Source organism: Arthrobacter dokdonellae, assembly GCF_003268655.1.
Lineage (GTDB): Bacteria > Actinomycetota > Actinomycetes > Actinomycetales > Micrococcaceae > Specibacter > Specibacter dokdonellae.
In genome coordinates this window covers 3,427,478-3,446,482 of the sequence record NZ_CP029642.1, presented here as the reverse complement: position 1 = coordinate 3,446,482, position 19,005 = coordinate 3,427,478, and the positions used below count along the sequence as shown (strand labels likewise).

Here is a 19,005-nt window from a genome sequence, read left to right as displayed (position 1 = left end):
GGCTTGGAACCCAACGCTTCACAAGACACCCCTGTCACGGGCGCCCCCGCGGGTCCGGTCAGGGGTGTCTTGTTTGACATCGACGACACCCTGGTGGACCTGCACGCCGCCATGAAGGACGCCATGATCGCCGCGAGCCGGCGCCTGCTGCCGGACTTCGACGCGGCGGACTGGGACGGCTTCGCGGCGCTGTACATGGCGGATGCGGGGCGGTACTACGACCGCTACGTGGCCGGCGAATTCTCCTTCACGGAGCAGCGCGGGCTGCGCGCCCGGGCCGTGTTCGCCCACTTTGGCACGCCGGGCTTCGACGCCGTGGCCGAGCGGGAGTGGATCGAGGACTTTGAACGCGCCCAGCCGGGCTCCATCAAGGCCTATCCGGACGTGGTCCCGGCCCTGGACGCGCTGGACGCGGCCGGCATCCCATACGGCGCCGTCAGCAACAACGTCCACGACTACCAGCGCGCCAAGCTGGACCACGCCGGCCTCCAGCGCATCTCCGTCCTGGTGGGCATTGACACGGTCAACGCGGCCAAGCCCGAACCCCGGGTGTTCTGGGAGGGGTGCCGGCTGCTCGGCACCGCCCCGGCGGACACGCTGTACGTGGGGGACAACTACCTGCTCGACGCCGAGGGTTCCGCCGCGGCGGGGCTGCAGGCGGTCTGGCTGGACAGGAAAGGCACGGGCACGCCGTCGGACGCTTCCCTGAACCGCAGTGGCTTGGGCAGCGGCCGCCGGGACGCCGTCCGCGTGGTGGCCGGCCTGGGGGAACTGGGCGCACTCACGGCGGCGCCAGGGCGGTGACGCACCCCCGGTCCGGCGGCGGCGTCCGGTTTTGGCGTCTGGCCAAGTCTCGGGTATAGTTTTATCCCGGCGCGAGGGCCGATGAAGGACCGGGGAAACCCGGTGATTTCACGGCAGAACGTGGCCTTTGGGATATGGTGTAATTGGCAACACATCGGTTTCTGGTACCGACATTCTAGGTTCGAGTCCTGGTATCCCAGCGCTTGCAAAAGCTGCCTTTTCGATTGGCATGCAAAGCAAAATTCCGGTAATATTTCCGGAGTTCGTGGAGCAAAAAATCGAATGTATTAGGGCCCCATCGTATAGCGGCCTAGTACGCTGCCCTCTCACGGCGGTAACGCGGGTTCGAATCCCGCTGGGGTCACCAGCAAGGCCGGGAACTTGAAAAGGTTCCCGGCCTTTTGCATTCTCGCCCTGCCCCCTTCCATGCCGGGTGGCCGATTTTGGACAGCAATGCCGGGCAGCCGTCGTGGCGACTGGCATGATGAAGCTGTGAGCCCCACTTATTCAGGCAATACCCCCGGCAACGGCGCCGCCGCCCGGGCGCAGGACGCCGCGGTGGCGCTGCTGGAGGCGGTCCGCGGCGAACTTGCGTCACTTCGCCTTCCCCTCGAACTGCCCGCGGCGCCCGGGGCCCGCCGGACCGCCGCCAAGGCAGTGGGCCAGCTGGACGACTACATCCTGCCGAGGTACCGCAGCCTGGACGCGCCGCTGCTCGCCGTCGTCGGCGGATCCACCGGCGCGGGAAAGTCGACGCTGGTGAACGCGCTGGCCGGCCACCCCGTCACGCGCGCCGGCGCCATCCGGCCCACCACGCGCCAGCCCATCCTCCTGCACCACCCCGCCGACGCGGCGTGGTTCACGTCCGCCCGCGTCCTGCCCACCCTGGCCCGCGTCCGCGGCGAACTGGACGGAGCCGGCACGCCCGCCACCCGCGCCGGTGCCACCCCGGACGCCGCGGCCATGCGGTCCCTGGTGCTGGTGTCGGACGCGGCAATCCCCGAAGGCGTGGCCCTGCTCGACGCCCCGGACGTGGACTCCGTCTCCGACGACAACCGCCAGCTGGCCTCGCAGTTGCTGGCGGCCGCTGACCTGTGGCTGTTCGTCACCACGGCCAACCGCTACGCCGACGCCGTGCCGTGGAAGCTGCTCGTGGACGCCGCCTCGCGCGACATCCTGGTGGCGGTGGTCCTGGACCGCGTGCCGCGCGGCGCCGAAGAGGAGGTCCGCGCGGACCTGCGCTCCATGCTCACGCGCGAGGGCCTCGCCGGCTCCCGGCTGTTCGTGGTCCCGGAGCTGGACCTCGACGCGATGGGCATGCTCCCGGCCGCCGCCACCGCGCCGATCGCCGGCTGGCTGCGGGACCTCGCGGAGGACGCCACGGTCCGCTCCGAGATTGCCCGCCGCACGCTCAACGGCACCGTGCGCTCCCTGTCCGGGAAGGTGGCCGGGTTGGCGGAGGCCGCCAGGGACCAGGACGACGCCGGGCGGCAGCTCGCGGATGACGTCACCGCCGCCTTCACTGACGCCGGGGCCCGCATCCACCGGGCCACCAGCGACGGCTCCCTGCTGCGGGGGGAGGTGCTGGCCCGCTGGCAGGACTTTGTGGGCACCGGGGATTTCTTCCGGGCACTGGAGAGCGGGATCGGCCGCGTCCGGGACCGGCTCGGCGCGTTCTTCAAGGGGCAGCCGCCGCCCGCCGTGAAGGTGGAGACGGCCATCGAAACGGGGCTTCAGGCCGTCATAGTCGCCCAGGCCTCCCGTGCCGCCGAGGACGCGGACCAGCGCTGGCGCGCCGACCCCGCGGGACGCGCGCTGCTGGGCACCGACGACCTCTCCGGGACCACGCCGGACTTCCCGGCGCAGGTCGCCGAGGAGATCCGCGCCTGGCAGGGCGACGTGCTGGACCTGATCCGCGCCGGAGGGGCCGCCAAGCGGTCCCAGGCCCGCTGGCTCTCCTTGGGGGTGAACGGCCTGGGCGTGGTCCTGATGGTCGTCGTCTTCTCGCTGACCGGGGGACTGACGGGAGCCGAGATCGGCATCGCAGGGGGCACCGCCGTCGTCGGCCAAAAGCTGCTGGAAGCCGTGTTCGGCGAGGACGCCGTGCGGCGCCTGGCCAGCCAGGCCCGGCGGTCGCTGGAAAAACGGTGCGCCGGCCTGCTCGAGCGCCAGCAGCGGCGCTTCCTCGACCGGATCGGGCCGCTGCATGACGGCGCGGCGGACACGCTTGAGGGGCTCGCCGGGGAGCTGGCGAAACTGGGGGAGGGCGCATGAGCCGGCACCGCGACGCACGCACGGAATCGGCCCTGGCACGCAGGCTCGCAGCGCTCAACGATGCCCGGGAGCTCGGCGAGGGGCGGCTGGATGACGCCGCGCTGCAGCAGGCATACGACGTCCTGGACCGGGCCGCCTCGCGCCGCTCCCTGAGCGCGGACCACACCGTGGTGGGCTTCTTCGGGGCCACCGGCAGTGGAAAGTCGTCCCTGTTCAACGCCGTCGCCGCGACGGACGCCGCCCGCGTGGCCGTCCGGCGGCCCACCACGGCCGAGCCGCTGGCCATGGTGTGGCAGCCGGAGGGCAGCGGGCCGCTGCTGGACTGGCTGGAGGTGGCCGAGCGCCGCGAGGGCGGACCGGTGCCCGGGCTGACGGACGGGGGCGGCCTGGTCCTGCTCGACCTGCCCGACTTCGACTCGGTGCAGCGCGCCCACCGCGAAACCGCCGAGCGGCTTGCCGGGCAGGTGGACGTGCTGGTGTGGGTGGTGGATCCGCAAAAATACGCCGACGCCGCCATCCACAACGAGTTCATCCGGCCGTTTTCCGCCCACGCCGCGGTCACCCTGGTGGTCCTCAACCAGGTGGACCGGCTGGCCGGCGCCGAGGTCAAGCCGGTGCTGGCATCGCTGTCCTCCATCCTGGACCGGGACGGGCTCGGCAAGGTGTCCGTGCTGGGCGTCTCGGCCGTGACCGGGGAGGGCGTGGACGAGCTGCGCCGGCGCGTGGCCGGCGTCGTCAAGGCCAAGCAGGCACAATCCGCGCGGCTGGCCGCGGACGTGGCCGTGGCGGCGGGCCGTCTGGGGGCGGCGGCCGGCGCCGGGGAGGCCGCGGGCGCCGGTGAGCCCGCGGGCGTCCACCAGCAGGACCGCAAGGCGCTCGCGGCCGGGCTGGCGGACGCCGTGCACGTGGAGACGGTGGTCTCTGCCGTGCGCACGTCCTACCGGCTGGAGGCCACCAGGCGCACGGGCTGGCCGGTGACCCGGTGGATGTCCCGGTTCCGCAAGGACCCGCTGCGCCGGCTGAGCCTGAGACGGGAGGGATCGTCCGCGGTCAACCGGACGTCGCTGCCGCCGGCCGGGGCGGCCGAGCAGGCTCAGCTGGATTCGGCGGTGCGCGACTTCGCCGACGCCATAAGCGTGGGCGCCCCGGGGCCGTGGCGGGCGTCGATCCGGGCGGCCGCGCGCACCAGCCGGGCCGCACTGCCGGACGCGCTGGACCAGGCGGTGGCTTCGGCGGACCTGAAGGCGAACACGCGTGCCTGGTGGTGGCCGGTGTTTTCAGTGGTCCAGTGGCTCGCGTTGCTCGTGGCCGTGGGCGGCCTGGCATGGCTGGGCGTGCTGGCGGTGCTGGGCTACTTCCAAATGCCTGTGCCGGACGTGCCTCGCGAGCTGGGCTGGCCGCTGCCCACGCTCATGGTTGCCGCCGGCGTGGTGGTGGGGATCGTCCTTGCCGTGGCCAGCAAATTCATTGCCGCGGCGGGTGCGCGGGGACGGGCCGCGTCGGCGCGCCGGAGGCTGCGGGAGGGTGTGTCCGGTGCCGCTGAATTGCTGGTGGTGGCTCCCGCGGAGGCGGAAATTGCCCGTTGCCGCGCGTTTCAGGAAGCCCTCGCCGCCGCCGGTGGCTGATCCGGACCCCGCCGTTGAGGTTGGAGATCACCACGTCTCCGCCTGTTGAGGTTGGAGATCACCACCGATCCAACCTTTGAGGTTCGAGATCACCACCTTCAACGTCCCCGGCGGGAGGTCGTTATCTCGAACCTCACGGGAAGGGTGGCGCGTTTTCGACGACGTTTCTAAGCCAGCGCGTCGCGGCACTTGAGGAGCGTACGCAGGTTGCGGGTCGTCGTCGCGCTTTTGTATTTGGGCTTCGTGGAGATCTTGCTGAACGGAGAGTCCAGCGTGCCTCCCGCCGGGGCCAGCCAGGCGAGCGCCTCGGGGGAGAGCCTGGTCTGTTCGACGCCGGCCAGCGCGCCCCCCAGCGTTTCCAGCTCGTCGAGGATGGCGGGGTCGGAGGAGAGCGTCACGTAGCTGTGCTGTTCCTTGTTGTCGGACGGGTAGGGGCAGGCGTCGATGATGGCGTTGAGCCGCGCCTGGTCCAGGACCACCACCCAGGCGTCATAGCCGAAGTTTTCACGCAGGCAGGCCTCCACCAGCGCCTTCAGTTCCGCGGCCGTGGCCTCCGCGGTGCACACAAAGTTGCCGGAGGCGAGCAGCGTCTTGACACCGGTGACGGGCAGCGCCTCGAGGGCCACGCGGAGATCGGCCATCTTGATGTTGATGCCGCCCACGTTGATGCCGCGCAGGAACACCGCAAAATTTGTCATGGCAAGACCCTACCTGCCCCATCCCAACCGGCACGGACGTTGCTGCGAAAATCGGGCCGGAATTCGCAACTACTGCGTCGCAGTTGGGGTGTTGCCCAGCGTCACGCCGAGCGTCTTGGTGGCGCTGCCCCTCCGGACGGTGATGTGGATCAGTTGGCCGGGGGAGTCGGCGCGGACGGCCGCGATGAGGTCTGTCACGTCCGTGATGGCGGTGGTGCCAACGCGGGTGATGACATCCCCCGGTTCCAGGCCCGCCGCTGCGGCGGGACCGCCGGTGGCGACGCTGATGACCAGGGCCCCGGCCGTCGTCGGCAGGTTAAATTCCTGGGCAGTTTGCGCTGAGATGTCGCTGAGGCTGACGCCCAGGTACGCGTGCTTGACTGTTCCGTTTTTCAACAGCTGGTCCGCCACTTCAGTCACGGTTGACGCCGGTGTGACAAAGCCGATGGCAACGGCCCCCGAACTGGGCGGCAGGTACGCCTCGGAGAGTCCGATGATCTGGGCGTCACCATTGCTGACGGCGCCGCCGGAGTTCCCTGGCGAGATGGGTGCGTCGGTCTGGACGAGGTTGATCATGCCCTGGGGCGCGTCGCTTGACGGAGGGATGTCGCGGTGGAGGCCGGAGATGATCCCGGCCGTCACGGTGTTGTCGAGTCCAAGCGGGCTGCCGATGACCACGCACAGCGAGCCCACCACGGGCTGCTGTGATGCGAAGGTGGGCACAGGCAGCCCCGTCCGGTCGGCGCGGATGACGGCGACGTCGTCGACGTTGTCAACGCCGAGCACGCGGGCGGAGGTCTGCTTGCCATCGGCAAACTGCACCTGGACGGTCGTGAACGGCTGCTTTTGCGCGTTCTCCACCACGTGGGCGTCGGTGACGATGGTGCCGTCGCTGCGGTAGACCACGCCGCTGCCAAGGCCGGTCTGGGTCTGGATTGTCACCACCGCCGGTTCGATCTTCTGGACAATTCCGGGCACGGCCCGCAGCCCCTGCCCCGTCGCCCCGCCACTCCCGCCGGATGGCGATGGCGACGCCGACGGGGCGGGTGCAGTTGCCTGGGAGGCCGCTGCCTGGGAGGGCGGGGGAGATGCCGTTTGCGTGCCGACGGCGGTGCATCCGGCGGTGCCTGCCATCAGGCCGGCAGCCAGGATTGCGGTGGCGACGGTTCGGACAGATTTCTGCATGGTCATCTCCTGGTCAGGCCGGGTGTGCCGGGACCGGCCGGCCTGGTGGTCCGTCCCCGCCTGTCCATGAACCGGGGGCGGAAATGGCTCAGTGGCCACAACCGTCCCTGAATCCGATCATTCGCCTCTCGCATTTCCTTCAGCCCGGGCGTTCCCCGTTACGCCCCGGAGGGAGTGTGATGGTGCGTGTGCTGGTGTGCCACAACGCTCAGCGGTGCGGCCCACAATGCGGCGGCCAGCGAGATAATTCCCAGGGTCCAGGCCGTGGTTGCGGCCCCGGATACAGTCGCGAAGCCGAACACCCATGGTGAAACAATCATGAGCAGCCCCACGGCCACCTTGACGTACTCCATCACCACCAGGTCGGGCATTGCCAAACTGATCAGTGCGGCAACGATCATCGCCGCTCCCAGGATCATCAATGCACTGGCGCCTGCTGCCGACGACAGGCTGGAATATGCGACAAACGCGGCCACAACACCCGCGCCCAGGGTTACCCAGTCTTGCCAACGAGTCCAAGCCTTCATGGATCTCATCCTCCTACTATTCAGGTTGGCCTTTGTTATGACTTCAAGATTCAACCTTTCCTACATTTCCGTTCTACGCTTGTTCGCCGGAAGCTTCAATGGGCCGGTGTCCTGGGACACTCTCGCAGCCGTTAGATGAACAAACCTGGAGCATGGCCTGCCAACCGTCAAGCGTCTGCAACACGGATCTTAGGCGGGGCAGGGCATGCCGACGGGAACGTGGATGGTCCTGCTTGAGCGTTCCTGTGTCACGGTAAGGGGCACGCAGCCGGGCGCCTTCAGCCAGAAGCCGCCGGGGTAGGCCAGCCAGTCGGCATCGGGCTGACTTGAAGGGCAGCCGGGGATGGTCAGCGAGTGGGCGAGGGTGTAGCCGGAATTGGACCAGCCGATCAACATGGTGCCGTGCATCTCCGCAGGGACGCTGAGGGTGAAGGCGGTGCCGGCCTTCAGGACCAGGCCGACCTTGGCGAATTGCAGGCCCTGGTAGCTGGCGCCGCCGCCCCAGTGGATGGTGTTTGAGCCGATCACGGAGATGCTGATGGCCATGACTCCGGTACGCCGATGGCGCCGGGTCCGGCGAGTTCCTGGGAAGTCGACGCAGCGCCGATGGGGTTGGCGCATTCAAACGGCAGGCTTGAACCGGCGGCGTGGGGCGAGATGTCGTTGCCCCGGGCAGCCGCAGGGGATCTGGCCCCGCCGGCCCCGAACAGGGTCGCGGAGCGTGTTCCCGGGGACGTGGCCGATTCCGCCGGACCTCCGGCGGTGGTAGTCGGAGCCGGAACGGCGGTGCACCCGGACAGGAGCAGCGCAGCCGCAGCAACGACCGCCGTCGTCCTATCCGCAAGCCAGTCCCAACCATGGCGCCCCATGCCTGCACCCTACAGCTGGACGCTTCCCTTGACAATGAATGCAACCCCTGCAATCGATAACGCAGAAGTTGGACCAAAAACCCCGAAAATCGAAAAATGTCAAGCTGTGTGGAGTCACTAGGCGGTTAGTTTGGCTGGTTTTGTTTCGGGGAGGTTGATGCCGACGTGGCCTGCCGGGGTTGGTGTGGTGGGTCGCTGTCGGAATCTTCCGGGGTTCTTGTCGTAGTAGTCCTGGAGTGCGTGGTCGCGTGTCTTCCACGCGTCCTTCCAGGACCCGTCGTGGACTTGTGAGGGTGAGAAGAGGGCAATTCCTGAGTGTTTGTGCTTGGTGTTGTACCAAGGCACGTAGTCGCCAATGTAGGACCTGGCGGCCTCGACGTCCATGAAGACGCGCGGGTAGCCGGGCCGGTACTTCATGGTGCGAAATCCCGACTCGCTGAACGGGTTGTCATTGGAGACGTAGGGCCGGTTATGGGACAGTTCCACGCCGTGGCCGGTGAGGGCATCGCGGAGCAGGTTGGACTTCATCGCCGGCCCGGAATCGGCATGGACGACCCGGGGCGCGCCGTAGAGGGCGATGGCGGTCTCGAACATGTCCACGGCAAGGTGGTCTGCCTCGCGTTCTTCCACCCGCCATCCGACGATCTGGCGGGAGAAAATGTCCATGATGGAGTAGACCTTGAAGGCTTTTCCCCGCCAGGGCGAGTAAATGTCAGTAATATCCCACGACCAGATCTGGCACGGGCCCGTGGCCTTCAGCACGGGCTTCTGCGCGGATCTGCCGTTCTTGTTCCCGCGCTTGGTGGGGATCGTGGGGCGGAGCATCTGCTCCTCGATCTCCGCGGCGATGCGCCACCAGGTGCGCTGGGAGGCGAGCATGACGCCAGCGTCCCAGGCCACCGCGAAAGAGTGGTCCACGGAGACCTGCCCGGCCCAGCCTTCCATAATGTACTCGGCGATCCGTTCACGGTCCTCGTCGCTGATGCGGCACTCGTACGCCCGCTCCGCCTGGTGGAGCGGGTCCTTTACCCGGGCGCGGGGATTTTGGCGGTAATGCCACGTCGAGCGCGATATGCCCGACAGCTCGAGGGCCTGCCGCTGGGAGCCCGTGAGCTCCGTCAGGGTGCGGATGAGGCGGTTTTCCGTCTCTATGAACTCTTTGTATCGTTCGTCGGTTTCGCATCGGGCTCTGGCACGTTCAACCCGTGCAAGAGCCCGATAGCTTTTCCCAGGGCATCGTTCGTGCCCTCAAGTTCCCGGATGCGGCCCTTGAGCTGTTCAACTTCGGACTGGTGGTCAGCGATTTTCTTGGCGCGCGCTCTTTCCAGCGCGGACCGTTCGCCATGTGTGCGGGCCATATCCCCATGATCCCTTGGAATAAGGGTTCGGTCGAGGTCACCTTCAAACACCATCTTCCGCCACTGCCGAAACGTCCAATCCGCCACTGACCGCGACGCAAGCCATACCGACTTCGACCCATGGGGCTGAAGATAATACTCATGGACGAACTGACGGATCTCCTCACGGGTATACCCCTGCGTAGCAACGCTCATGGCTGTCTCCTTCAATCAATAAGAAAGAACCGGATGGCTCACAACCAGCTTGACGTAGAGGGAATCGGGCATTTCGGTCCAACTTCTGCGTTATGGATTTCTTGGGTGCAACTACTGCGTTATCGATTTCAAGGCGGGGGTCGATTGTCGCGGGACCTGCTACTCCGCCGTCTTGCGCAGCGCCTCGGTCAGGATGCGGGAGGCATTGCAGACCACCTCGGCGTGCAGGCGCCCGGGCTGGCGGGTCAGGCGCTCGATGGGGCCCGAGATGGAGACGGCGGCAATCACGCGGCCGGACGGGCCACGCACCGGAGCCGAGACCGAGGCGACCCCGGGCTCGCGTTCGCCCAGGCTCTGGCCCCAGCCCCGCCGTCGTACCCCTGCCAGGACGGTGGGCGTGAAGCGGGCGTTGTGCAGGCCCTCCAGCAGGCGTTCGTGGTCCTCCCAGGCCAGCAGCACCTGCGCGGCCGACCCGGCCTTCATGGTCAGCTGCGTGCCCACGGGGATGGTGTCGCGCAGGCCGATGGGGCGCTCGGCGGAGGCGACGCAGACACGGGAATCGCCCTGGCGCCGGAAGATCTGGGCGCTCTCGCCGGTGGAGTCGCGCAGCTGCAAAAGCACGGGCCCCGCCGCGGCGATCAGCCGGTCCTCGCCGGCGGCGGAGGCCAGCTCCACCAGGCGGCTGCCCAACACAAAGCGGCCCTGCATGTCGCGGCTGACCAGCCGGTGATGTACCAGGGCAAGTGCCAACCTGTGCACGGTGGGACGGGCCAAACCGGTGGCCGCAACAAGCTGCGCCAGGGTGGTCGGGCCGGCCTCCAGTGCATCGAGCACAAGGGCCGCTTTATCGATGACGCCAACGCCGCTAGAATTGTCCATGTAATGATATTGACGTCTCATTATGTGAGATGCAAATCGACGGGCTGGCATCAGCGCCATCAACGCTGGAACAGTGGAGACATACAAACCACCGAGCTCCGTCCGTGTCGCCAATTCCACGGCCCGGGCGGGCTCCATCGATGAAGGGAGCTGGCCGTGACCGAGGCAACCACACCCGACGCACAGGACCAAGCACAGGTGCCTGCGGTTTCCGCGACGGCCCCGCGCAGGGCAGCGAAGACGCTGGCCGAAAAAGTTTGGCGCGACCACGTGGTCAAGCAGGGCGAGGGCAACGGCGACGCCGCCCAGCCCGACCTCCTCTACATCGATCTCCACCTCGTCCACGAGGTCACCTCCCCGCAGGCCTTCGAGGGGCTGCGCCTGGCCGGCCGCCCGCTGCGCCGCCCGGACCTGACCATCGCCACCGAGGACCACAACACCCCCACTCTGGCCATCGACAAGCCGATCGCGGACCTCACCAGCCGCACGCAGATCCAGACGCTGCGCAACAACTGCAAGGAATTCGGCGTCCGGCTGCACTCCCTGGGCGACGCCGAACAAGGGATCGTCCACGTGGTGGGCCCCCAGCTGGGCCTGACCCAGCCCGGCATGACGGTGGTCTGCGGCGATTCGCACACCTCCACGCACGGAGCGGTCGGCGCGCTCGCGTTCGGCATCGGCACCTCCGAGGTGGAGCATGTCATGGCCACCCAGACCCTGCCGCTGAAGCCGTTCAAGACCATGGCCGTCAACGTCGAGGGCACGTTGCGTCCCGGCGTCAGCTCCAAGGACATCATCCTGGCCATCATCGCCAAGATCGGCACCGGCGGCGGCCAGGGCTACGTCCTGGAATACCGCGGCTCCGCCATCCGCGCCCTGTCCATGGACGCCCGCATGACCATCTGCAACATGTCCATCGAGGCGGGCGCCCGCGCCGGCATGATCGCCCCGGACCAGACCACCTTCGACTTCCTTCAGGGCCGCCCGCACGCTCCCGTTGGCGCCGAGTGGGATGCCGCCGTCGATTACTGGAAGTCGCTGGCCACCGAGGACGACGCCGAGTTCGACGCCGAGGTGTTCCTGGACGCCAACACGCTGGAACCGTTTGTCACCTGGGGCACGAACCCGGGCCAGGGCGTTTCCCTGAACGACGCCGTTCCCTCGCCTGAGTCCTTCGGCGACGACAACGCCAAGGCGGCCGCCGAGCGCGCGCTGGCCTACATGGACCTCGAGGCCGGGACGCCCATGAAGGACATCCGCGTCGACACCGTGTTCCTGGGCTCCTGCACCAACTCCCGCATCGAGGACCTGCGCGCCGCGGCGGACATCATCCGCGGCCGTGAAAAGGACCCCAACATCCGCATGATGGTGGTTCCCGGCTCCGCCCGCGTCCGCCTGGAAGCCGAAGCCGAGGGCCTGGACCAGGTGTTCCTGGACTTCGGCGCGGAATGGCGCTTCGCCGGCTGCTCCATGTGCCTGGGCATGAACCCGGACCAGCTGGAACCGGGCGAGCGCTGCGCGTCCACGTCCAACCGCAACTTCGAGGGCCGGCAGGGCAAGGGCGGGCGCACCCACCTCGTCTCCCCGGTCGTGGCAGCCGCCACCGCCGTCCGAGGGACCCTCAGTTCGCCGTCGGACCTGGAACCGCTGGCCGCCCCCGCCCATCAGGTGGCCGCGCCCGGCCAGACCCAGTCCGCAAGCAACGTAGCGTAAGGAGCCCACCCATGGAAAAGTTCTCCACCCACACCGGCATCGGCGTTCCGCTGCGGCAGAGCAACGTCGACACGGACCAGATCATCCCCGCCGTCTACCTCAAGCGGATCACGCGCACCGGCTTCGAGGACGCCCTGTTCGCGAGCTGGCGCAAGAACCCGGAGTTCATCCTCAACCAGGAGCCGTTCAATGCCGGTTCCGTGCTGGTGGCCGGAGCGGATTTTGGGACCGGCTCCTCCCGCGAGCACGCCGTCTGGGCGCTGAAGGACTACGGCTTCAAGGCGGTGCTGTCCTCCCGTTTCGCGGACATCTTCCGCGGCAACTCCGGCAAGCAGGGCCTGGTGGCCGCCGAAGTGGCACAGGACGACATCGAGCTGATCTGGAAGGTCCTCGAACACGCCCCGGGCACGCAGGTCACGGTGGACCTGGAAGCCAAGATGGTCACCGCCGGCACCGTCGTGGCGCCGTTCCAGATCGACGACTACACCCGCTGGCGCCTGCTCGAAGGACTCGACGACATCGGTTTGACCCTGCGCGACGAGCCGGCGATCACCGCGTTCGAGGCCACCCGCCCGTCGTTCAAGCCGACCACGCTGCCCGCCAAAAGCTAGGATTTCCCGTCAGGGGCTGAACGGCTGCCGGAGACGGAATCGGTGGCGCAGCTCCTGCGGGCTGACCGGCGCCCAGCCCGCATTATGTGCACCGTCGAACCGACCCCGGTCCCCCCCGGCCCGCTTCGCGGCAAATTCACAGCCAAAATAATGGTTCGATGCCCGAACAATGTGTCTACGCTGGATGGGTGGCGGAAACCCGAGAATTCAGAACCGATCCCGCGATCGCGGCGGTCCGGGCGGTGGTGCGCGTGTCGCGGCTTTTGGAACGCTCCCTCGAGGAGCTGAGCCTGCCGCACTACCGGGTCCTGGCGGCAGTGTCCGCCGGCGAGGAGATTGCCTCCCGCGTCGCCGCCCGGCTGGCCCTGGGCCGCCCCGCCGTCAGCGCCGCCGTCGCTGCCCTTGCCGAACGCGGCTTCCTCGTCCGCGTCGACGTCGCGGGGGACCAGCGCGCGGCGGGCCTGCAACTGACCGATGACGGCTGGGCGGCGCTCGCGCGGGCCGACGCCGCCATGGCCGCCGAACTGCGCGCAATTGCCGAAGCGACCGGCGAACCGGAACACCTGATGGACACGATGGGCCTGCTCAACGACGCCGTCAGCCTGGTCTACGCCGAACATAAAAAGGCGCGCGGGGTGGCGGCGCCGTGACCCAGGTGAGGGACCGCGGCACGCAGGGTGACGGCGTCGAACACCGGGACAGGGCCTGGCAGGCGACAGGCCGGACGGCCGCGCCGGGCTGGATCCGCCGGCTCTGGGGCTATCTGCTCCGGCACAAGCTGGACATGGCGCTGGCGGTCTCCGCGGCCGTGGTGGGCAGCGCGTGCCAGACGGTGGTGCCGCTGGTGACCCGGCAGATCGTGGACAACGTGATCCTCACCCGGAGCTCGCCGCTGCTGCCGTGGCTGGTGCTGCTGATCGCGCTCGCGGCGGCGACGTTCGGCTTCTCCTACCTGCGCCGGTACCGGGGCGGCCGCGTGGCCCTGAACGTGCAGTACGACCTCCGCAACGACATGCAGTCGCACCTCCAGTCGATGGACGCCGCCCACCTGGACACCATGCCCACCGGCCAGCTCGTGGCCCGCGCCAACTCGGACACGGCGCTGGTCCAGGGCCTGCTCGCGTTCCTGCCGATGATGAGCGGAAACGTGCTGATGCTGCTGCTGTCCATGGCGGTCATGCTGTACCTCTCGCCCCTGCTGGCCATCATCAGCCTGGTCATGGCGCCGGCGCTGCTGGCGGTTTCCTACCGGATGCGCTGGCGGATCTTCCCGGCGACGTGGGACGCCCAGCAGCGGGAGGGCGACGTCGCGCAGATCGTCGACGAGGCCGTCAACGGGGTGCGGGTGGTCAAGGCCTTCGGCCAGGAGCGGCATGAGATCGGCCGGATGGCGCGCGCCGCCGGCACCCTGTACGGATCCCAGATGCGGGCCACCCGGCTGCAGGCCCGCTACCAGCCGCTGCTGCAGGCCGTCCCGTCGCTGGGGCAGGTGGCAGTGCTGGCGGCCGGCGGCTTCATGGTCCTGCACCACCAGATCACGCTGGGCACGTTTCTGGCGTTTTCCACCTACGTGGCCCAGCTCATGGCGCCCGCCCGCCAGCTGGCCGGCCTGCTGACCATCGGCCAGCAGGCGCGCGCCGGCGTGGAGCGGATCTTCCAGCTCCTGGACCTCAAGCCCACCATCACCGACGCGCCGTCCGCGCTGCGCGTGCCGGACCTGCGCGGCGCCATTGAGTTCCGCAACGTGCGCTTCACGTACGACGCCGGCTCCCGCCCCGTGCTGGACGGCGTCACCTTAAGCGTGGCGCCGGGGGAGCGGGTGGCCCTGGTGGGTGCCAGCGGCAGCGGAAAGTCGACGGCGACGCTGCTGGTCCCGCGCTTTTACGACCCGGCCGCCGGGCAGGTGCTGGTGGACGGGCACGACGTCCGCGGGCTGACGCTGCATTCGCTGCGCCGCCGGATCGGCACCGTCTTTGAGGAAAGCTTCCTCTTCTCCGACACCGTCCGCGCCAACATCTCTTTTGGGCGACCCGACGCCACCGACGCGCAAATCGAGGCCGCGGCCCGGATCTGCCAGGCACATGACTTCATTCAGGGCCTGCCCGCCGGCTATGACACCATGGTCGGCGAGCGCGGGCTGGTTCTCTCGGGCGGGCAGCGCCAGCGCATCGCTCTGGCCCGCGCCCTGGTGTCCGGGCCGCGGATCCTGATCCTGGACGACGCCACGAGCGCCGTCGATTCCCGCACCGAGGAGGCCATCCACGCCGGCCTGCGCGAATCCACGGCGGGCATGACGGTGCTGCTGGTGGCGCACCGGCTCTCCTCCCTGCATCTGGCCGACCGCATCGTGGTGTTCGACGGCGGCCGCATTGCCGCGGCCGGCACGCACGACGAACTGCAAACGTCCAGCGCGCTGTACCGCACGCTGCTGAGCGGCCTGGCCGAGCTCGAGACGGAAGGGCACGGCGACCCGGCCGGCGTCGTGCCCGAAAAACACGGAGTCACGGCGGCGGCCTGGGGCGCCCACCGGGCGAAGGCACTGGCCGGCGCCGGACCCTCGATCGGCGCGCCGAGCCTGGGCGGCGGGCTGGGTCGCGGCGGGGGAGGCGGCTGGCGCCGGAGCCTGGCACCCACGCCGGAGCTGCTGGAGCGCGTGGCGGCGCTGCGCCCGGTCAAGGACGCCGCCGCGGTGGACCTGGCGCGGGAAACCCGGCCGGATCCGCGGTTCAGCCTGTGGCGGCTCATGGGCGAGTTCCGCCGGCCGCTGCTGCTGGGCCTGCTGCTGGTGGTGCTCGACGCCGTCGCCTCCCTGGTGGGGCCCGTGCTGGTGCGCACCGGGATCGACCAGGGCGTCAGCCGGGGCGCGGTGGCGGTCCTGCTGGCGGCGTCGGGCATCTACCTGGCCGCGACCCTGGCGGACCTGTTCATTGAAATTGGCGAAACGTTCGTCACCGGGCGCACGGCCCAGCGGATCATGCTCTCGCTCCGGCTGCGGATCTGGGCGCAGCTGCAGCGGCTCTCGCTGGATTACTACGAGCGGGAGATGGCCGGGCGGATCATGACCCGGATGACCACCGACGTGGACCAGTTTGAGTCGCTGATCCAAAACGGGCTGCTCTCGGCGCTGGTGGCCTTCGTGACGTTTGCCGGAGTGGGCACGGCGCTGGTCATCTTCAACGCCGAACTGGCCCTGTGCGTGTTTGCCGTGGTGGTCCCGCTGGCCATCGCCACCGTCATGTTCCGGCGCCGTGCGGGCAGGCTGTACGACCAGTCGCGGGAGCGCATCGCCGTGGTGAATGCCGACTTCCAGGAAAGCCTGTCCGGCGTGCGGGAATCGCAGGCATTCGTCCACGAGGACGCAACCGGCACGAGGTTCCGGGCGCTGGGACGGCGGTACCTTTCGTCGAGGGTGGCGGCGCAGCGGCTCGTGGCGGTGTACTTCCCGTTCGTGGCGTTCCTCTCCGCCGTGGCCGACGCCATTGTGCTTGGCGTGGGATCGAACATGGTGGTGGCCGGGGCGCTGACCACCGGCGCCCTGATCGCGTTCCTGCTGTACATCAACATGTTCTTTTCGCCCATCCAGCAGCTCTCGCAGGTGTTTGACGCCTGGCAGCAGACGCGGGTGTCCGTCCTGCGGATCGCCGAGCTGATGAAGTTGGAGACCCTGACGCCCAACGACCCGGAGCCTGTGGGCGTGCAGCCCGTGCGGCCTGTGGGTGTGGGGCCTGTGGGTGTGGGGCCTGTGGGTGTGGGGCCCGTGCGGCCCGTCGGTGTGGGGCCTGTGGGTGTGCGGCCCGTGGGTGTGGGGGCTGTGGGGGTGCGCGGACCGGGTGCATCCGTGGACATCGCCGGAGCGCTGTCTCTGAACGGCGTCCACTTCAGCTACCCCGTCCCGCCGCCGCGCGCCGGCGCGGAGCTGCGGGGGCCCGCCGATCCCCGCAGCCTCCGCCCGGACTATGCCGGGTACGTCAAGCCGCCGGAAGCCATCCGCGGCATGGACCTGCGGATTGCGCCGGGCGAAACCGTGGCCCTCGTCGGGGAGACCGGGGCCGGGAAGTCCACGGTGATGAAGCTGCTGCTGCGCTTTTACGATCCCCAGTCCGGCAGCGTGTGCGTCGACGGCACGGCGCTTCGCCGGCTGGACCTGGCAGGGTACCGGCACCGGCTCGGCTACGTGCCGCAGGAGGCGTTCCTGTTCACGGGCACCGTCCGGGACAACATCGCCTATGGCCGCCCGGAGGCCGGCGACGGGGCCGTGGAGGCGGCCGCGCGGGCGGTGGGCGCCCATGACTTCATCGCCGGGCTCGACGGCGGCTACCGGCACGAGCTTGCCGAACGCGGGCGCTCGCTGTCCGCCGGGCAGCGCCAGCTCATTGCCCTTGCCCGCGCCGAACTGGTGGATCCCGCCATCCTGCTGCTGGACGAGGCCACCTCCAACCTGGACCTCGCCACGGAGGCCAAAGTCACCGCGGCCATGCACCGGCTGGCCCAGGGCCGCACCACGGTGGTCATCGCGCACCGGCTGCAAACGGCGCGGGCGGCCGACAGGATCGTGGTGCTGGCCCACGGCCGGATCGCCGAGATGGGCACCCACGACGAACTGATGGCCCGCCGGGGCGCCTACGCGGCCATGTGGGAAGCCTTCGAGCACTGAAACCCGGCCCCGACATCGCCTACGCGGCCATGTGGGAAGACTTCAAGCACTGAAACCCGGCTCCGACAGGCCCAGGATGACGATATGGATTATTGATCCCGATTTATCGACCTCAATTATCCATCGCGTCATCCTGCACACCTATGAGCCGGCCCGGCGCCCCGCATTGGAGGGCAGCCCCGCCCGGTGCAGCTTGGCGACAAGCACGCGCGGGTCCCTGAGGTCGTCCCAGATCCAGCGCACCACGGTGTAGCCCAGCGCTCGCAGGCGGTCCTCCCGCTTTTTCTCCTCAACGACCACCGCGGACGGCGTCCTTCCCTTGAGATAGCGCTGGGCAGAGTACTTTTCCAGGCCGTCAAATTCGCCGAGGATCTTGAATTCCTCCCAGTCGAAGTCCGGATAACCAATCAGTCCCCGGTCATCATGGAAGGGCCTCTGCAGCTCGGGCCTGGGGAATCCATTCAGGATCATGATCGCCCTGCTCCGCGACTCCCCGGCGGACTGCGCGCCGCCATCCGCAACATCAAGCACCCGCAGGACGCGACGCTGTTTGGCCATCGAGGGCAGCCTGGCAGCAGATGCGCGGACGTCCTCTTCGTCGAACACCAAGTTGGTGTTGATGGGAGAGCCGGGCAGCGCCTTGCGCTGAAGCAGCTTGTCCATGGCCGGCAAGGACCGCTCGAGGGACAAATGAACGGCCAGATCTCGCGCCGTCTCCACCGGCCGAGTCACCTGTAGCCCGAACATGGTCCACGGTTCAGGGTCTCCTGCGACGGCCATGATCCTCCGTACGCCGTGTCTGCTTTGACCCCCGGGAGTGCCCGCCGGGACGAGTGTCTGGACGTCCCGTGGAACACCGACCACGGGCAGACCCATGACCTCTGCCGCGGATTCCCTCGCGAACACGGGCGGAACCACGGCCAGCTCGTGCACGGCCTGGACCTTCATGCGGTGCTGCTCCCACGGCTTCAGTGCGGTCCAAACCTCAGCCGGCAGGTAAAGTCCCTGCCGGATCCGGACCAGTTCGCCGGCGTCAGCGCGCTTTGAAAGTTGCCGGCTGGCGTGCTCGTTCATGAACTTGCTCGGGGCAGTGATGAACGGAGGCAATTCAAGCATGGTCATGCGTTCATGATTCTCCGGCTGCGTGGCGTCCGCCGGCCTGTTCCTGCCAATTGTGGACAGGCAGGTCGCCGCTGGACTTGTGGAGGAAGCAGCCGCAGTACTCGCCGGCTGCCGCCGCCCAGGCTGGGTGCCGCCGCCGTCGCCGGGTGTCGCCGTCGCCGCCGGGTGCCGCCGCCCAGGCCGGGCGCCGCCGCCCAGGATGACGCGATGGACATTTGATCTCGATATATCGGGATCAATTATCCGAATAGTCATCCTGCACGGAATTTCGACGCCGAACCCCCTCCGGACCCGACCCCTGCCCCGCACCCGGACCCCCGCCCGGAAGTACGACGCCGGATCCGCCCCCTGCCCCGCGCCGCCCACGCCTGGTGCTGCCGCCCCGACTTGCGCCCAGACCCGCCGCCCACGCCTGATGCGGCCGCCCAGGATGACGCGATGGACATTTGATCCCGATATATCAGCCTCAAATATCCATATTGTCATCCTGC

The 19,005-nt window shown here is 68.7% G+C and carries 15 protein-coding genes and 2 tRNA genes; 9 read left to right on the top strand and 8 right to left on the bottom strand.

The genetic code is table 11. The annotated features are described in order from the left end of the window. The first annotated feature begins 3 nt into the window (after positions 1-3). The 5 genes from DMB86_RS15340 to DMB86_RS15320 all read left to right on the top strand — a co-directional run bounded on the left by DMB86_RS15340 (position 4) and on the right by DMB86_RS15320 (position 4,703). Complete coding sequence (locus DMB86_RS15340; RefSeq protein WP_113718564.1) at positions 4-804, top strand: HAD family hydrolase; 801 nt, start codon at positions 4-6, stop codon at positions 802-804. A 128-nt stretch (positions 805-932) separates the two neighbouring features. Continuing rightward, positions 933-1,004, top strand: a tRNA-Gln gene (locus tag DMB86_RS15335). A gap of 91 nt (positions 1,005-1,095) precedes the next feature. Continuing rightward, positions 1,096-1,171: transfer RNA gene (locus tag DMB86_RS15330), tRNA-Glu, on the top strand. An 86-nt stretch (positions 1,172-1,257) separates the two neighbouring features. Then, positions 1,258-3,078: a dynamin family protein gene (locus DMB86_RS15325; RefSeq protein WP_113718563.1), complete on the top strand. Its 1,821-nt coding sequence runs from the start codon at positions 1,258-1,260 to the stop codon at positions 3,076-3,078. Further along, entirely contained in the window at positions 3,075-4,703 is a 1,629-nt protein-coding gene (locus DMB86_RS15320) for a GTPase (RefSeq protein WP_113718562.1), read from the top strand. The genes DMB86_RS15325 and DMB86_RS15320 overlap by 4 nt, the downstream gene beginning before the upstream one ends. A gap of 167 nt (positions 4,704-4,870) precedes the next feature. Here the strand turns inward: DMB86_RS15320 and DMB86_RS15315 are convergent, their stop codons facing one another. The 7 genes from DMB86_RS15315 to DMB86_RS15285 form a co-directional block, all read right to left on the bottom strand. Then, positions 4,871-5,401: a DUF1697 domain-containing protein gene (locus DMB86_RS15315; protein WP_113718561.1), complete on the bottom strand. Its 531-nt coding sequence runs from the start codon at positions 5,399-5,401 to the stop codon at positions 4,871-4,873. Between the two features lie 69 nt (positions 5,402-5,470). Next, a complete protein-coding gene (locus tag DMB86_RS15310) occupies positions 5,471-6,586 on the bottom strand; it encodes a S1C family serine protease (RefSeq protein WP_227878419.1) in 1,116 nt (371 codons plus the stop codon). Positions 6,587-6,744: 158 nt separating this feature from the next. Next, positions 6,745-7,113 (bottom strand): SPW repeat domain-containing protein, encoded by a 369-nt coding sequence (locus DMB86_RS15305; RefSeq protein WP_171814520.1) that lies wholly within the window; start codon positions 7,111-7,113, stop codon positions 6,745-6,747. A 189-nt stretch (positions 7,114-7,302) separates the two neighbouring features. Next, complete coding sequence (locus DMB86_RS15300; protein ID WP_113718559.1) at positions 7,303-7,659, bottom strand: hypothetical protein; 357 nt, start codon at positions 7,657-7,659, stop codon at positions 7,303-7,305. A gap of 440 nt (positions 7,660-8,099) precedes the next feature. Next, the gene (locus tag DMB86_RS15295; RefSeq protein ID WP_113718192.1) at positions 8,100-8,927 is read right to left on the bottom strand and encodes a DDE-type integrase/transposase/recombinase; all 828 of its coding nucleotides are present in this window, start codon (positions 8,925-8,927) and stop codon (positions 8,100-8,102) included. A 203-nt stretch (positions 8,928-9,130) separates the two neighbouring features. Then, on the bottom strand, positions 9,131-9,535 hold the full coding sequence (locus tag DMB86_RS15290; RefSeq protein WP_113718558.1) for a hypothetical protein: 405 nt from the start codon (positions 9,533-9,535) through the stop codon (positions 9,131-9,133). Positions 9,536-9,694: 159 nt separating this feature from the next. After that, positions 9,695-10,414, bottom strand: a complete 720-nt coding sequence (locus DMB86_RS15285) for an IclR family transcriptional regulator (protein ID WP_113718557.1) — start codon at positions 10,412-10,414, stop codon at positions 9,695-9,697. A 198-nt stretch (positions 10,415-10,612) separates the two neighbouring features. Between DMB86_RS15285 and leuC the strand changes: the two genes are divergently transcribed. The 4 genes from leuC to DMB86_RS15265 all read left to right on the top strand — a co-directional run bounded on the left by leuC (position 10,613) and on the right by DMB86_RS15265 (position 17,392). Continuing rightward, positions 10,613-12,127 carry a 3-isopropylmalate dehydratase large subunit gene (gene leuC, locus DMB86_RS15280; protein ID WP_113719609.1) on the top strand — a complete coding sequence of 505 codons (1,515 nt, stop codon included), beginning with the start codon at positions 10,613-10,615 and terminating at the stop codon, positions 12,125-12,127. A gap of 11 nt (positions 12,128-12,138) precedes the next feature. Beyond that, complete coding sequence (gene leuD, locus DMB86_RS15275) at positions 12,139-12,738, top strand: 3-isopropylmalate dehydratase small subunit (RefSeq protein WP_113718556.1); 600 nt, start codon at positions 12,139-12,141, stop codon at positions 12,736-12,738. A gap of 158 nt (positions 12,739-12,896) precedes the next feature. Continuing rightward, positions 12,897-13,388 (top strand): MarR family transcriptional regulator, encoded by a 492-nt coding sequence (locus DMB86_RS15270; protein WP_113718555.1) that lies wholly within the window; start codon positions 12,897-12,899, stop codon positions 13,386-13,388. Continuing rightward, positions 13,385-17,392 carry an ABC transporter ATP-binding protein gene (locus tag DMB86_RS15265; protein WP_227878418.1) on the top strand — a complete coding sequence of 1,336 codons (4,008 nt, stop codon included), beginning with the start codon at positions 13,385-13,387 and terminating at the stop codon, positions 17,390-17,392. Before DMB86_RS15270 ends, DMB86_RS15265 begins: the two co-directional genes overlap by 4 nt. A 141-nt stretch (positions 17,393-17,533) precedes the next feature. Here DMB86_RS15265 and DMB86_RS15260 read toward each other — a convergent pair whose 3' ends face one another. Next, positions 17,534-18,514: a hypothetical protein gene (locus DMB86_RS15260; RefSeq protein ID WP_113718554.1), complete on the bottom strand. Its 981-nt coding sequence runs from the start codon at positions 18,512-18,514 to the stop codon at positions 17,534-17,536. Positions 18,515-19,005 lie beyond the last annotated feature (491 nt).

Bases quoted from the DNA above. Each gene is read 5' to 3' on its own strand.
- DMB86_RS15325 (WP_113718563.1), top strand. From the start codon at position 1,258: ATGCCGGGCAGCCGTCGTGGCGACTGGCATGATGAAGCTGTGAGCCCC.
- DMB86_RS15320 (WP_113718562.1), top strand. From the start codon at position 3,075: ATGAGCCGGCACCGCGACGCACGCACGGAATCGGCCCTGGCACGCAGG.
- DMB86_RS15315 (WP_113718561.1), bottom strand. From the start codon at position 5,401: ATGACAAATTTTGCGGTGTTCCTGCGCGGCATCAACGTGGGCGGCATC.
- DMB86_RS15310 (WP_227878419.1), bottom strand. From the start codon at position 6,586: ATGCAGAAATCTGTCCGAACCGTCGCCACCGCAATCCTGGCTGCCGGC.
- DMB86_RS15305 (WP_171814520.1), bottom strand. From the start codon at position 7,113: ATGAAGGCTTGGACTCGTTGGCAAGACTGGGTAACCCTGGGCGCGGGT.
- DMB86_RS15300 (WP_113718559.1), bottom strand. From the start codon at position 7,659: ATGGCCATCAGCATCTCCGTGATCGGCTCAAACACCATCCACTGGGGC.
- DMB86_RS15295 (WP_113718192.1), bottom strand. From the start codon at position 8,927: ATGGAAGGCTGGGCCGGGCAGGTCTCCGTGGACCACTCTTTCGCGGTG.
- DMB86_RS15290 (WP_113718558.1), bottom strand. From the start codon at position 9,535: ATGAGCGTTGCTACGCAGGGGTATACCCGTGAGGAGATCCGTCAGTTC.
- DMB86_RS15285 (WP_113718557.1), bottom strand. From the start codon at position 10,414: ATGGACAATTCTAGCGGCGTTGGCGTCATCGATAAAGCGGCCCTTGTG.
- leuD (WP_113718556.1), top strand. From the start codon at position 12,139: ATGGAAAAGTTCTCCACCCACACCGGCATCGGCGTTCCGCTGCGGCAG.
- DMB86_RS15270 (WP_113718555.1), top strand. From the start codon at position 12,897: ATGCCCGAACAATGTGTCTACGCTGGATGGGTGGCGGAAACCCGAGAA.
- DMB86_RS15260 (WP_113718554.1), bottom strand. From the start codon at position 18,514: ATGACCATGCTTGAATTGCCTCCGTTCATCACTGCCCCGAGCAAGTTC.